A 13,927-nucleotide genomic window follows, 5' to 3' on the forward strand; every position below is an offset into this window, starting at 1 on the left:
AGGTCACCATGCTCGGCCACGACCGGCCACTGACGTGGACCGTGCGCAACGGGGCCCTGGTCATCGACGTACCCGAGGCGGCGCGGAAGGCGGGCGGCCGTACGCAGGGCGGCGCGCCCGTACGCCGTCGGGATCGGGGCCGGGGAGGACCCCGGGGCGCGCTCAGGTGGCGCTCCCAACCCGGCGAGCAGCGCGTAGGCCAGCCCTTCTCCCTCCCCCGTAGATCATCACAATGCGGCAGCGACGACTCACTCCAGGTGGCCGCTCACTTGACTACCAGCGGTCACACACGATTGGCTCCCAGCCATCGAGAGTCAACCGGTCGGCCCACATGCTCCCAGGGTTCGGCCGTGCCCTCCCCGTTCCTCCCGGCTCGGCCGCACAGCGAGGTGCCGCACCCTCATGAACACTCCTCCCCCACCTCACGCATCCCCCGGCCTCGCGCGCCTCGCCGCCCTCGCGGTCGCCTGCCTGCTGGTGACCGGCTGCTCCCTGTCGGTCGGTTCCTCCGGTTCCGACGCCGGCGCGGCGGGCAAGGCGGGCACCACCCGGATGAAGGTCGCCCTGGTCACGCACGGCGGGCGCGGCGACGCCTTCTGGGACCTGGTGCGCAAGGGCGCCGAGGCGGCGGCCGCCAAGGACGGCGTCGACCTGACCTACGCCAACGACTCCGACCCGGCCGGGCAGGCCGAACTGGTGCGGGACGCGGTCCGTGACAAGGTCGACGGCATCGCGGTGACCCTGGCCAAGCCGGAGGCGATGCGCGGCGCGGTCGCCGGGGCGAAGGCGGCGGGCATCCCGGTGGTCGGCCTCAACTCCGGTATCGACGCCTGGCAGTCCGCGGGACTCCTCGAGTACTTCGGCCAGGACGAGAGCGTCGCGGGCCGGGCCGTCGGCGACAAGCTGGACGACCTCAAGGCACGGCACGCCCTGTGCGTCATCCACGAGCGGGGCAACGTCGCCCTGGAGGCGCGCTGCGCCGGGGTGAAGAAGGCGTTCGGCGGCCAGACCGAGATGCTGTACGTGGAGGGCACCGACACCGACGCGGTGAACACCGCCCTCACGGCGAAACTGCGGCAGGACACGAGCATCGACGAAGTGGTCACGATGGGCGCCCAGTTCGCGCTCGGCGCCGTCGCGTCGGTGAAGGAGGCGGGCAGCAGGGCCCAGGTCGCCACCTTCGACCTCAACAAGGACCTGGTGAAGGCCGTGCGGAACGGCACCGTGCAGTTCGCGGTGGACCAGCAGCCGTACCTCCAGGGGTATCTCGCCGTGGACTCGCTGTGGCTGTACCGGACCAACGGCAACATCAGCGGCGGCGGTGTGGCCCCGGTACTCACCGGTCCCGCGTTCGTGACCAGGACCAACGTCGCCGCGGTGGCCCGGTTCGCGGCCGCCGGGACGCGCTGACCGGCCGCGGCGGCCTCGCCAACGATTCGGTCACTCGTCGCACGTACGGCCACTTGTACGGATAACATCCTGCGCACCCCTCGCGCCGTACCGCCGTACCGACGGGCAGTCACCCAGCGCCCGTCCGCCACGCCCCGCTCCCCCGCCGGGCCTCCCCCGCCCGCCGCTCCCCGCACTAGGACGACGATGTCTCCACGGACAGGCGCCCGCCGCCGTCTCGGCTCCATACGTCTCTCCCTGATCCTCCTCGCCCTCGTCCCCAGCGTCACCCTCGCCGCCATGTGGGGTGTGACGACGACACAGATGTTCGCGGAGGGACTGCGGCTGCGCGAGCAGACGGACCTGAGCCGGGCGACCGGGGCCATGGGCACCGACGCGACGCTCGCGCTGCAGCGGGAACGCAGCCTGTCGGCCGCGTGGCTGGCCTCCTCGCCGCGCGGCTCCCGGGCCGCGCTGGACGCCCAGCGGACGAGGACCGACGCGGCGGTCGCCAAGGTGGTGCGCCGCTCCGACGCGATCCAGCGGGCCCCCGGCCGCGTCGCCGACCGGCTGTACTCGGTCCTCGGGTCGGTGGGCAGCCTGGAGTACTACCGGGGCCAGGTGGACTCCCCCACCGACATCACCGCCCAGCAGGCACTGGACCAGTACACGTCGATCATCGACGACCAGATCCACGCCTTCCAGGGGCTGTCGCAGGTCGACGACGGCGACCTCACCTCGCAGGCCGGCCCGCTGGTCGCCCTGGAGCACGCGGCGGAGCTGGTCTCGCAGGAGGACGCGCAGCTCACCCTGGCCTGGCCGACGGGCCGGCTTGACGAGAAGTCCTGGACGCGGTTCACGCAACTGGTCGACACGCGGCGCTGGTTGGTGCAGGACCAGATCCTGCCGCAGTTGCGCGGCGGCGCGAAGACGCAGACCGAGCGCATCCTGCAGAGCCCGCAGTGGCAGACGATCCAGGAAGTGGAGGACCAGGTGCTGGCGGCCCGGGCGGCCGGCGACACGAAGGCGGTGATCCTGCCGGACCTGCGGCAGCGGTGGAACGCCGCGCTGGCGACGGTGTCCGCCCAGTACACGCGGCTGATCCAGGACCAGACCTCGCGACTGCTGACGGACAGCTCGGACCGGGCCCACAGCCTGCTGGTGACGGCCGGTTCCCTGAGCGCCGGCGGACTGGCCGCCCTGCTGCTGTGCGTGGGCATGTCCTGGCGGATCACCCGGTCCCTGTCCCGGCGGCTGCACGGGCTGCGGATGGCGACCCTCGGCCTCGCCCAGGAGCGGCTGCCCGACGTGGTGGCCCGCCTGGACCGGGGGGAGACGGTCGACGTGGAGGAGGCCACCCCGCCGCTGGACTACGGCCGGGACGAACTGGGCCAGGTGGCCCAGGCGTTCAACACCGCGCAGCGCACGGCGGTGCACACCGCGGTGGAACTCGCCGACACCCGGCGCGGGTTCCAGAAGGTGATCCTGGGCATCGCCCGGCAGAGCCAGAACCTGGTCAACCTCCAGCTCACCAAGCTCGACGCGCTGGAACGCGAGCACCAGGACCCCGACGTCCTCAAGGGGCTGTACGAACTGGACTCCACGGCAAGCCAGTTGCGCCGCTACGAGGAGAACCTCGTCATCATCAGCGGTGAGCAGCCGCGCCGCAGCTGGACCCAGCCGGTCGCGCTGATCGACATCCTGCGCAGCGCGGTCGGGGAGGTCGCCGAGTACCGGCGGGTGGAGGTGCAGACGGGCGAGGACCTGTATCTCGCCCCGCCGGCGGTGGCGGACGTGATCCATCTGCTGGCCGAGCTCATCGACAACGCGACCGTGTACTCCCCGGCGCCCAGCCCGGTCGGAGTGCGGGCCGCGGCGGTCGCCAGGGGTCTGGCCGTCGAGGTCGAGGACCGGGGCCTCGGGATGTCCGAGGAGGACTACGCGTCGCTCAACGCGCAGCTGGCCCAGCCGCCGCAGTTCGACGTGGTGGCGCTGGCCGACGACCTGCGGCTCGGCATGTTCGTGATCGCCCGGCTCGCGACCCGGCACGGCATCGACGTCACGCTGCGCCCGTCGCCGTACGGCGGGACCACCGCGATCGTGCTGCTCCCGCACGACATCGTGGTGCGCGAGGTGCCCGGAGGACCGGCCCCCGAGGCCGAACCCGCGCCGGAGGCCCGGCCGGCCGTGCCCGCGCGGACCTCCGACACCGCGGCCCCCGCGCCCGCCGCCGGGGACGAAGGCCCCGCTCCGCTCCCCCGCCGGGTGCCGCAGACCAGCCTGGCCGCCGAGCTGCGCGAGGAGGCCGCGCCGCCCGAACAGGACGACACCCTGGAGGACTTCACCGCGGAACGCGCCGCCTCCTCGCTCGCCGGGTTCCAGCGCGGCACGCTGCGGGCGCGTGACGACGACGCCCCGGAGCGCTACGACCTGGAGGAAACCACCGCGCCGCCGGACGACGGCGCGGTGGTCCCCGCCGACTCCGCCCCCACCGCAGTCCCCTCGACCCCGCCCGCCGACCGCTCGTGAAGGACACCGCCATGACACCTCCCGCCCCCGCCACGCACACCCAGCTCGACCAGTTGCTCACCGGCCTCGTCGAGCGGGTCGCCGACGTGAACCAGGCCGTCGTGCTCTCCGAGGACGGGCTGGTCGTCAGCAAGTCGACGGGGTTCCTGCGCGACGACGCCGAGCGGCTGGCGGCGACCGCGTCCGGGCTGATGAGCCTCAGCAAGGGCGTCAGCATGGACTTCCGCGGTGGTCCGGTGCGGCAGGCGCTCATCGAGATGGCGAACAGCTACCTGATCCTGACCTCGGCCGGGGCCGGCTCGCACCTGGTGGTGCTGACCGGGCCGGGCGCGGACGTCGGTGTGGTGGCGTACCAGATGAACATGCTGGTGAAGAAGATCGGCGAGCACCTCGCCGCGGCGCCGCGGGCGGGCATCGGCCCCGCGGCCGGTTCCGGCGCGTGAGGTGAGCGGAGGCGACCCGTCGGGCCGGCTGGTACGGCCGTTCACCCTGACCGGTGGCCGGACCCGGCCCAGCCGCGCCGACTTCACGCTCATCGCGACGGTGACCGCGGTGGATCCGCCGCCGCAGTGGGCCGTGCGGGCGCAGCCCGAGCACGCGCGCATCCTCCGGCAGTGCGCGCGGCCGGTGGCCGTCGCGGAGCTGGCCGCCCACCTCGACCTGCCGGTGAGCGTGGTCGTGATCATGCTGTGCGATCTGCTGGAGGCGGGCCGGATCACGGTGACCCCGCCGCATCCGGTGCACCGCGACCCCGAACGGGACCTGAACCTGCTGCAGAAAGTGAGGGACGGCCTTGACCGGCTCTGACCCCACCGCCGAGGCGGTCACGGCACCCGCCACGGTCAAGATCCTGATCGCCGGGGGCTTCGGTGTCGGCAAGACCACGATGGTCGGGTCGGTCAGCGAGATCGCCCCGCTGCGCACCGAGGAGTCGCTGACCGTCGCGAGCCTGGGCGTCGACGACCTCGACGGCATTGAGGGGAAGCGCTCCACCACCGTGGCCCTGGACTTCGGCCGGATCACCATCGCCGACGACCTGGTGCTGTACGTGTTCGGTACGCCCGGACAGCAGCGGTTCTGGTTCATGTGGAACGACCTGGCGATCGGGGCGCTGGGGGCGGTGGTCCTCATCGACGTCCGGCGGCCGGAGACCAGCTTCGCCGCGGTCGACTTCTTCGAACGCCGGGGCATCCCCTTCGTCGTCGCGGTGAACGGCTTCTTCGGACGCCACCCCTACCCGCCCGAGCAGATCCGGGACGCGCTGGCGCTGCCGGAGCACGTGCAGGTGCTGCTGTGCGACGCGCGGGAACGCGGGTCCTGCCGTGACGTACTGATCGCGCTGGTCGACCAGTTGATCGTGGCCGCGGGCCGGGCGGGCTCGGGCGACGACCTCACCCGCCGGCCCGGCTGATCCACACAGGGAACGCACGGTAAGCACCTCAGTGAACGGTGGATTCCGGCCAAGGCCGCCCGTGCGATTGACCCCTGTGCGACTCCTCCCTAGCTTCTGACCGACTTGTCGAACCCTGTTCGACATATCGACATCATCGGCGATCCCCGCCCGCCGCATCCCTCAAGAAGCGTGTCACCCGCACCCGTTGGAGAGCACATGAGCGCAACACCGCAGCCCGGCCCGCAGCCCTCGCGCCGTCTGTTCCTCGGTATGACCGCGACCGCGCCGCTGGCCCTGACGGGCGCGCTGGGTCTCGGCGCCACCCCCGCTCAGGCGGCCGACTCGGCTTACGTCATGGGCTACTTCACCGAATCCCCGAACGGACTGGGCGCCGACTACGGCCTGCACCTGGCCGTCAGCGCCGACGGTCTGCGGTGGACACCGCTGAACCAGAACAACCCGGTGGTGACCCCCACGCTCGGCGCCAAGGGGCTGCGGGACCCGTTCATCCTGCGCAGACAGGACGGCACCTTCGTGGTACTGGCGACCGACCTCAACGGCACCGACTGGACGTACGACAGCGTCTACGTCCACGTGTGGGACTCCGCCGACCTGCGTACCTTCACCGGCTACCGCCTGCTGAAACTGCACGACATGACCGGCACCCACAGCTGGGCCCCGGAGGCGTTCTGGGACGCCTCGCGCGGCCAGTACGGCATTCTCTACTCGTCGGTGAACAGCAGCGGGCACAACGTGATCATGGTCAGCTACACCACCGACTTCCGTACGGCGGTGAGTCCGCAGGTGTTCTTCGACCCGGGCTACGACGTCATCGACGGCGACCTGGCCGTCGGAGTGAACGGCGTCAACTACCTGTACTTCAAGAAGGACCAGACCCTGGTGGGCGCCCGGTCCAGCTCGCTGACCCCGGGCAGCTTCACCGTCTTCAGCACACCCGCCGCGCACGGCGGCACCGAGGCACCGACGCTGGTCAAGTCCGCGGCGGCGGGCACCTGGTACCTGTGGGGCGACACCTACACGCCCAACGGTGTCTTCTACGCCTGGCAGAGCGGCGACCTGGCGTCCGGCACCTGGACCGCGCTCGACCAGCGCCTCTACACCCAGCCGCTGAACTCCAAGCACTGCACGATCCAGCCGATCACCTCGGCCGAGTACACCGCCCTGGTCGCCAAGTGGGGCGCCCCGGCCTGGAACCGGCTCAAGTCCTACAACCACCCGGCCCGTTACATCCGCCACGCGGACTTCGCCGGACGCATCGACGAGTACCCCTTCGACCCCTACACCGACTCGCAGTGGAAACTCGTGCCGGGCCTCGCGGACTCCGCCGGCGTGTCCTTCCAGTCGGTCAACTACCCGACCCGCCACCTGCGGCACTACAGCTACAACCTGCGGCTGGACGAGAACGACGGCACGTCCGCCTTCGCCGGGGACGCCACGTTCTACCGGACCGCCGGGCTGGCCGACGCCTCCTGGTCGTCGTTCCGCTCGTACAACTTCCCGACCCGCTACATCCGGCACCTGAACTACGCCCTGCGCATCGACCCCGTCTCCACCGCCACCGAACAGCAGGACGCGACCTTCCAGATCGGGTACTAGCTAGGGCCTCTCGCTGGGAGCAGGCCGGCTACAACTGCGCCAGCACCGGCAGCAGTTCGGCCGCCGTCTGGACGTCCGCCGTCAGCGGGCGGTCCTCGGTACCGGCCGGCAGGGCCGCGGCCGCCGTCGTGAACGACGGCGTCCTCGGCGGTGTCGGCACCATGCGCAACGCCCGTACGGCGGTGACGAGTTCGCAGGCCAGGACGGTGCCGTAGGCGTCCACCGCGCGCAGCGCCTGCCGGGCGGCCTGCGAGGCGAAGCTGGCGGCCTCCTCCAGACCGTGCGACAGGACGGTGTGGCCGGCGGACGCGGGCTGGGCGCAGGAACGCAGCTCGGCGAGCGCGGAGGCGGCGGTGTACTCCAGGATCATCGCGCCCGAACTGCTCGCGGGGCCCACGGCGAGGAACGCGGGCAGGCCCGTGAGGTCGGACCGGCCGAGCGCGGTCAGGCGGGCGGCGGACAACTGGGCGCTCTGGAGCACGGCGAGGTCCAGACCGTCCAGGGCGAGGCCGAGGGGGGCGGCGAAGAAGCCGCCGTGATGGAAGGCCGCGCTGCCGTCGGGGGCCATGAGCGGGTTCTCCGAGGGGCAGTTGATCTCGACCTCGACGATCCGGCGCAGCCCCTCGGCGGCGTCCAGGGCGCAGCCGTGGACCTGCGGGAAGGCGCGGAAGCCGTACGGGTCCTGGAGCCGGCGGCCGGGCTCCGGGACGGGCCCGGCCAGCGGGCCCGGGTCGGACGCGCCCAGCAGCCGCCGGACCTCCGCCGCCGCGCGGGCCGCGCCCGGGTAGGGGCGCAGGGCGTGGACGGGCGCCGCGTACGCCTCCAGGGAGCCGGAGACGGCGGTCAGGGACAGGGCGGTGACGGCGTGCGAGGCCCGCAGCAGGGTGTCGAGGGCGTGGCCGGCGAGCGCGGCCTGGCCGAGGGCGAGGGCGTTGCTGCTGAGCAGGGCGAGCGCGTCGCCGGGCTCCAGGGCGACGGGGGCGGGCAGGCCGCTCGCGGGGTCGCCGAGCCACGGGCGTTCCCCGATGAGGGTCAGGCCGGTCTGGGCCAGGGCCGTCAGGTCGCCGGTGCCGACCGCGCCGTACTCGTTGACGGCGGGGTGCACACCGAGGCGCAGGGCGTCGGCGAGGGCGTCGACGAAGGCGGGCCGGACGCCGGATCCACCGGCCAGCAACTGGTTGGCACGCACGGCGAGCATGGCCCGTGCCTGGCGGGCCGGGAGCAGGGCGCCCGCACCACCCGCGTGACTGCGCAGGATCCTGAGGCCGTGTCCGGCCTCGTCCTGGGTGTCGACCGCCACCGAGCGGTGGGCGCCGACGCCGGTACCGCGCCCGTACAGGCGGCCGGCTGCGGCGAGCCGCTGGGCGGTGCGCCAGGAACGCTGCGCCCGTTCACGTGCCTCCGGGGCCACCTCGGGCTCGGCGGCGCCGTCGGCGAGCGCCACGAGGGCGCCGATCCCAAGAGTCGTGCCGTCCAGGACGACGCGGGTGCCCCCGGTGCGTGGGGGCACCCGCGTCGATCCGTCGGCGTCCGTCTCCACCGAGGTCGGTGGACGTCAGCCGAGGCCGACCGACTTCAGCCAGGCCTTGGCGACGTCGAGCGGGTCCTTGTTGTCGATCTGCACCTGGGAGTCCAGGTCCAGCAGGGCCTTCGTGTCGAGCTTGGCGGAGACCGCGTTGAGGGCGGTCACGCCGTCCTGGGAGAGACCGCTCTTGTAGACCAGCGGCTGCACGTTCTCGAATCCGAAGAGGTTCTCCGGGTCCTGGAGGACGACGTGCTTCTCCTTGACGATGGTCGGGTCGGTGGTGAAGAGGTCCGCGGCCTGCACGGTGTTCTTCTTCAGCGCCGTCTGGGTCAGCGCGCCGCCCGCGTCCAGCGCCTTGAAGGACTTGAACTCCAGGCCGTATACGTCCTTGAGGCCCACCAGACCCTGCTGCCGGGTCTGGAACTCCGGCGAGGCGCCGATGGACAGGTCCTTCGCGATGTTCTTGAGGTCCGCGATGCTGGACTGGGCCGTCAGGTTGTACTTCTTCGCGGTGGCCGCGTTGACGGTGACGGAGTCCTTGTCCTGCGCGGACGCCGGCTCCAGCAGGGTGAGCTTGGAGTCGAGCTTGGCCTCGATGGCGGCCGTCGTGGCGGCGACCGTCTTCGGGGTGGCCTTGGCGTCGAGGTAGGCCAGCAGCGCGCCGTTGTACTCGGGCAGCACGGTGATGGAGCCGTTCTTGAGCAGACCGTAGGTCGTCTCGCGGCTGCCGATGTTCGGCTTGTAGGTGACCTTGACACCCTTGGCCTTCAGGGCCTCGCCGTAGATGTCGGCGATGAGGGTGCTCTCGGCGAAGTTGTTGGAGCCGACGACGACGGTGTCACCGCTCGCCTTGTCGTTCGCGAGGGGGTCGTCGGAGTTGCCGTCGGAGGAGGAACATCCCGCCAGCAGGGCCGCCGTGGCGGCGAGCGCGAAGGCGGCCGCGCCGGGATGTTGCCTGATGTACCTGCTGCGAGGGCTGTTGGAAGTCACGATTCCCGTTCCGGGCTCGAGGGGGGGTTGACAAGCTCTTGCACTGATCCAATCCAGCCGGTTCCCGGGCAGTCAAGAGCAGCCTGGTCACCAATTGGCTTCAATGTGTGATCACATGTGAAGGAAGTGCGGACAAGCCGACACGCCGTGCAAGCGCCTTGTAACGGATTCTTGACGTAGGGCGACGCGCTTGATCGTTCGAAGAAGCGGTAGTCTCACCGCAGTTGGCGTCGGTCACAGCGGTGTGCGGGGGCCGCTCGGGTGCCATTGCGCACCATTGCGGACTTGATGCGAACTTCGATCAGAACCAGTCACGGTGGCCCGTTCGAGCGCCGTGCGGCACCTCATGAAGGAGGCCCGGTGTCCACGAACGGAGTGGACGCGTCCGCCCAGTCGGCCCCCACGCCACGCCGGGGCGGTCTGCGCGGCTTCGCCGACCGATGGCCCTTCCGCCGCAAGCTCAACCTATTGGTCGGCATTCCGCTGGCCGTGGTCGCCGCGCTGCTCGGCTATCTCATCGCGGACCAGGTCGGCCAGTCGGCCACCGCGGACGACGCGGCCCGGCTCGTCCGCGACAGCGCCCAGGTCGCGGAACTCGTCGACCGGGTGGAGGCCGAGCACCAGCAGGCCATCCTGCTGTCCGTGCGGTACGAGGCCACCCAGGACGGCGGCACCCCCTCGCAGGCCGCCTACCGCGCCGCGCAACTGTCCACCGACGCGCAGGTGCTCAAGGTGCGCGAGACCTTCGGCGGACGGCTGCCGGCCACCGAGGCGCAGGCCCTGAAGGAAGTCAGCGGCCTGGACAGCCTGCGGGACACGATCGAACAGGGCTATCTGCCCGCCGACAACATCGACCCGGCCTACACCAACGCCTCCGAGGGGCTGATCGACGGTCTGGGGCTCGACCGCAACTCCTCCCTCGCGGCCACCTTCACCGGCAACCTGCTGGACTCCCTGCTGCGCGCCGACGCGGCCCACAGCTCCTTCGAGACCAGCGTGTTCTCGGCGCGCACCGGCGACACCAACGCGCTGATCGAATACAACAACGCGGTCGCGTCGTACGAGCTGTACACCCACCAGGCCACCCGGTTCGGCCGGTTCGCCACCGAGGCCCAGACGGACCGGCTCGGCGGCATCGAGCACAACCTCGCGCAGGCGGCCATCGCCCAGCACTACGCGGAGCTCCAGCTCGACCCCAGCGGACTGCAGGCCACCTCGCCCGAGCAGGTCCGGCGGGCGTTCACCGAGGCCCTGGACGCCTACCCCACCTACCAGAAGCAGTCCGACACCCGGCTGACGATCACCACGTCGCTGATCGGCGCGATCGCCGACCGGGCCGACGACGCCTCCGAGGACGCCTCCTGGCGCGCGGGGCTGCTGCTGGCGGTCTCCCTGTTCGGCTTCGCCGTCTGGATCGCCTTCTCCGTGCTGGTGCGCCGCTCGGTGGTACGCCCCGTGCAGGCGCTCACCGGCGCCGCCCGGCAGGTCGCCGAGGTCGCCGGACGCGAGCTGGCGAGGGTGGCCGAGGAGGACGGCGAGGACGAGGGGCCGCCCAGGCTGCGCGAGGTCCCGGTCACCGCCGAGGACGAGATCGGCGACCTGGCCACGGCCTTCAACCACGTGCAGACCACCGCGGCCGCCCTGCTGGAACGCCAGGTGCTCAGCCGCCGCAACGTGGCCGAGATGTTCGGCAACGTGGGCCGCCGGGTCAGCAACCTCACTACCCGGCAGCTGGCGCTGATCGACGCGGTCGAGCGCGGGGAGACGGACCCGGCGCTGCTGGAACGCCTCTACTCCATCGACCACATCGCCGTCCGGCTGCGCCGCAACGCCGACAGTCTGATGCTGCTGGCCGGCATCCACGAGACGGTGCTCGACTCCGGTCCCACCGAACTCGCCAACGTGGTCCGGGCGGCGCTCGGCCAGATCGAGGGCTTCCAGCGGGTTCGGCTGCACGCCGCCACCGAGGTCATGGTGGAGCCCGACATCATCGGCGACCTCACCCTGATGGTGGCCGAACTCCTGGAGAACGCCGTGTCGTTCTCCCCGGCCGGCAGCCCCGTCGAGGTCACCGTCAAGGACAGTGCCGAGGGCGCGCTGATCCTGGTCTCCGACCACGGCCTGGGCATGAGCGCCGAGCGGCTGACCGAGGAGAACGCCCGGCTGGTGCGCCGCGAGCGCCTCGACCTGGTGCCGACGAAGGTGCTCGGTCTGTTCGTGGTGGGCACCCTGGCGCGCCGCTGGGAGGTCGAGGTCGTCCTCTCCCGCACCCCGGGCGGCGGTGTGACGGCCGAGGTGACCATCCCGTCCTCCCTGCTGCTGACGATGAGCCCGGTGGGCGTGTCCGCCGCGCCGGACAGCCGCAGGGCCGTACAGCCCGACCCGGCGGAGGTCTCCCCACCCGCCCGGCCGGTCCCCACCGGCGGACGTGTCCCGTCCTGGGCCACCGCCGACGACGACCCCGCGCCCGTCCACCACACCGAGGGGGGACCCGCGCCCGCCCTGCCGGCGAGCACGCCCGCCGCGGACGGGGACGACGTCCGGCCGCTCCCCCGCCGCGTCCCGCGCCGCGAGGAGGCCCCGTTCATCCCGCAGGCCCGCGCCGCCGAGCCGCCCACCACCGCCGCCGTCACGGCGTCCGCGACAGTGGACGCCGGGGCACCCGGTGACGGCGGCGAGGCACCCGGCTCGTCCCGGCCGCTGCGCCGGCGCGTCCGTGGCGCCACCCTCCGGACGGCCGCCGACGCGCCCGCCCAGCAGGTGGCCCGTCAGGCGCCGCGGCCCGCCGACGCGGACGCCGTCCGCGCCTCGCTCGACGAGTTCGAGGCGGCCGTCGAGCGCGCGCACCGCGACACCGGCACGAACGCCGTCCCGCCGCTCGGCGCCGGCGCCGCCGCACCCGCCCCCCGCACCATCCCCGAAGCGCACGACCAGAACCACCTCCCGGAAGGAGCGGAGCAGTGAGTACGTCGACAGGTGACACTCCCGAGGGAGGCACCACGCCGGCCGAACTCCAGGCCGCGGCAGCCGACTTCACCTGGCTGTTGAATCGTTTCGCCACCGAGACCGCAGGCGTCGTGGACGCCATCGCGGTGTCCTCCGACGGACTGCTCATCGCCGTCTCGGAGTTGCGCGAGCACGCCGATTCCGAGCGTCTGGCAGCGATCGTCTCCGGTATCACCAGCCTGGCCGCCGGAGCCTCCGGCAACTACGGCCTGGGCGGCCTCAACAAGGTCATCATCGATCTGGAGGGCGGCCATGTGCTGGTCTCCGCGATCGGCAGCGGCGCCGTGCTCGGCGTGGTCACCGACAAGGAGGCCAAACTGGGCAACATCGCCTACGAGATGACGCTGTTCGCCAACCGGGCCGGCAGCGCGCTCAACCCTCAGCTCGTGCTCCAGCTGAAGAACAGCGTCGGCGCCACGTCCGCGCGCTGAGCGCGCGGCAGGGTCGAGGAGGAAGACAACTCATGGCGGACGGCTCCCCACCACCGGGCCCCGACCCGGTGGGCCCCGCTTCCGCCGTACGGCCGTTCCTGGTCACCGCCGGCCGGGTGGCGCCCAGCGCGGCGGGCCGGCCGGTGCCCGTGGAGACCCAGGTGGTGGCCACCGCCGAGGGGCTCCTCGTGCTCGACCGGCTCTCCTTCGAACAGCACGACATCGTGGCCGCCTGCCGGCAGCCGCAGTCCATCGCGGAACTCGCGGCCCGGCTGCGGCTGCACCTGAACGTCGTGCGGGTCCTCGCCGAGGACCTGCGCGCGGCGGGACAGCTGACGGTGCACGTGCCCGACTCCGGCGTCACCCATGACGCGTCCGTCCTGCGCAGGGTCATCGATGGCCTCCGCGCCATCCCAGACTCCCGGGGGGTACTCCGTGACACCGATTGAACCGGCCCTCCTCCCCACCGCGGCCGCGCCCGTCTCCGCCGTACGACCGCCGCTGCCGGTCAAGATGGTGATCGCGGGCGGCTTCGGCGTGGGCAAGACCACCGCCGTCGGCTCGATCTCCGAGATCGAGCCGCTGACCACCGAGGCGGCCATCACCGAGGTCGCGGCGGGCGTCGACGACCTCAGCCACACGCCGACGAAGACGACGACGACGGTCGCGATGGACTTCGGCTGCATCACCATCGACCCGACCCTGAAGCTGTACCTGTTCGGCACGCCGGGCCAGGAGCGGTTCGGGTTCATGTGGGACGACATCGTCGAGGGCGCGGTGGGCGGCCTCGTCATCGTCGACACGCGGCGGCTGGACGACTGCTACGCGGCCGTGGACTACTTCGAGCACAAGCAGATCCCGTTCGCCGTGGCCGTCAACGCCTTCGACGGCCATGTCGAGCACGACCTGGACGAGGTCCGCTGGGCCCTCGACGTCGCCGACCGCGTCCCCCTCGTCGTCTTCGACGCCCGCGAGCGCGGGTCGGTACGCGACGCCCTCCTCGTCGTCCTGGAACAGGCCCTGGCCCGCACAGGCGCCTGACCCGAC

The 13,927-nt window shown here is 72.1% G+C and carries 12 protein-coding genes; 10 read left to right on the plus strand and 2 right to left on the minus strand.

The features are described from left to right. The first annotated feature begins 402 nt into the window (after window positions 1-402). The 6 genes from ABZT03_RS09740 (at window position 403) to ABZT03_RS09765 (ending at window position 6,928) form a co-directional block, all read left to right on the plus strand. Window positions 403-1,410: a substrate-binding domain-containing protein gene (locus ABZT03_RS09740; protein ID WP_356035980.1), complete on the plus strand. Its 1,008-nt coding sequence runs from the start codon at window positions 403-405 to the stop codon at window positions 1,408-1,410. Window positions 1,411-1,596: 186 nt separating this feature from the next. Continuing rightward, on the plus strand, window positions 1,597-3,918 hold the full coding sequence (locus ABZT03_RS09745; protein ID WP_356035982.1) for a nitrate- and nitrite sensing domain-containing protein: 2,322 nt from the start codon (window positions 1,597-1,599) through the stop codon (window positions 3,916-3,918). Window positions 3,919-3,929: 11 nt separating this feature from the next. Next, entirely contained in the window at window positions 3,930-4,361 is a 432-nt protein-coding gene (locus ABZT03_RS09750; protein ID WP_356035985.1) for a roadblock/LC7 domain-containing protein, read from the plus strand. Window position 4,362: 1 nt separating this feature from the next. After that, window positions 4,363-4,725: a DUF742 domain-containing protein gene (locus tag ABZT03_RS09755; RefSeq protein WP_356035987.1), complete on the plus strand. Its 363-nt coding sequence runs from the start codon at window positions 4,363-4,365 to the stop codon at window positions 4,723-4,725. Then, window positions 4,712-5,329, plus strand: coding sequence for an ATP/GTP-binding protein (locus tag ABZT03_RS09760; RefSeq protein WP_356035989.1), 618 nt, complete (start codon window positions 4,712-4,714; stop codon window positions 5,327-5,329). The genes ABZT03_RS09755 and ABZT03_RS09760 overlap by 14 nt, the downstream gene beginning before the upstream one ends. 198 nt (window positions 5,330-5,527) lie before the next feature. Further along, on the plus strand, window positions 5,528-6,928 hold the full coding sequence (locus tag ABZT03_RS09765) for a glycoside hydrolase family 43 protein (protein WP_356035992.1): 1,401 nt from the start codon (window positions 5,528-5,530) through the stop codon (window positions 6,926-6,928). 28 nt (window positions 6,929-6,956) lie between these two features. Here ABZT03_RS09765 and ABZT03_RS09770 read toward each other — a convergent pair whose 3' ends face one another. Together ABZT03_RS09770 and ABZT03_RS09775 are read right to left on the minus strand one after the other, a co-directional pair. Beyond that, on the minus strand, window positions 6,957-8,438 hold the full coding sequence (locus ABZT03_RS09770; RefSeq protein ID WP_356035995.1) for an aromatic amino acid ammonia-lyase: 1,482 nt from the start codon (window positions 8,436-8,438) through the stop codon (window positions 6,957-6,959). 45 nt (window positions 8,439-8,483) lie between these two features. Further along, entirely contained in the window at window positions 8,484-9,443 is a 960-nt protein-coding gene (locus ABZT03_RS09775) for an ABC transporter substrate-binding protein (protein ID WP_356035998.1), read from the minus strand. A 360-nt stretch (window positions 9,444-9,803) separates the two neighbouring features. Between ABZT03_RS09775 and ABZT03_RS09780 the strand changes: the two genes are divergently transcribed. The 4 genes from ABZT03_RS09780 to ABZT03_RS09795 are packed head-to-tail and all read left to right on the plus strand — an operon-like array spanning window position 9,804 to window position 13,921. Further along, window positions 9,804-12,407 (plus strand): ATP-binding protein, encoded by a 2,604-nt coding sequence (locus ABZT03_RS09780; RefSeq protein ID WP_356036001.1) that lies wholly within the window; start codon window positions 9,804-9,806, stop codon window positions 12,405-12,407. Further along, a complete protein-coding gene (locus ABZT03_RS09785; RefSeq protein WP_356036004.1) occupies window positions 12,404-12,880 on the plus strand; it encodes a roadblock/LC7 domain-containing protein in 477 nt (158 codons plus the stop codon). Before ABZT03_RS09780 ends, ABZT03_RS09785 begins: the two co-directional genes overlap by 4 nt. Window positions 12,881-12,912: 32 nt before the next feature. After that, the gene (locus tag ABZT03_RS09790; protein ID WP_356036007.1) at window positions 12,913-13,329 is read left to right on the plus strand and encodes a DUF742 domain-containing protein; all 417 of its coding nucleotides are present in this window, start codon (window positions 12,913-12,915) and stop codon (window positions 13,327-13,329) included. Next, window positions 13,277-13,921 (plus strand): ATP/GTP-binding protein, encoded by a 645-nt coding sequence (locus ABZT03_RS09795; protein ID WP_356036009.1) that lies wholly within the window; start codon window positions 13,277-13,279, stop codon window positions 13,919-13,921. Before ABZT03_RS09790 ends, ABZT03_RS09795 begins: the two co-directional genes overlap by 53 nt. Window positions 13,922-13,927 lie beyond the last annotated feature (6 nt).

The organism is Streptomyces sp. NPDC005574 (assembly GCF_040605435.1).
GTDB lineage: Bacteria > Actinomycetota > Actinomycetes > Streptomycetales > Streptomycetaceae > Streptomyces.

Coding starts and splice junctions, on each gene's coding strand:
- ABZT03_RS09795 (WP_356036009.1), top strand. CDS start 13,277: ATGGCCTCCGCGCCATCCCAGACTCCCGGGGGGTACTCCGTGACACCG.
- ABZT03_RS09750 (WP_356035985.1), top strand. CDS start 3,930: ATGACACCTCCCGCCCCCGCCACGCACACCCAGCTCGACCAGTTGCTC.
- ABZT03_RS09790 (WP_356036007.1), top strand. CDS start 12,913: ATGGCGGACGGCTCCCCACCACCGGGCCCCGACCCGGTGGGCCCCGCT.
- ABZT03_RS09745 (WP_356035982.1), top strand. CDS start 1,597: ATGTCTCCACGGACAGGCGCCCGCCGCCGTCTCGGCTCCATACGTCTC.
- ABZT03_RS09765 (WP_356035992.1), top strand. CDS start 5,528: ATGAGCGCAACACCGCAGCCCGGCCCGCAGCCCTCGCGCCGTCTGTTC.
- ABZT03_RS09740 (WP_356035980.1), top strand. CDS start 403: ATGAACACTCCTCCCCCACCTCACGCATCCCCCGGCCTCGCGCGCCTC.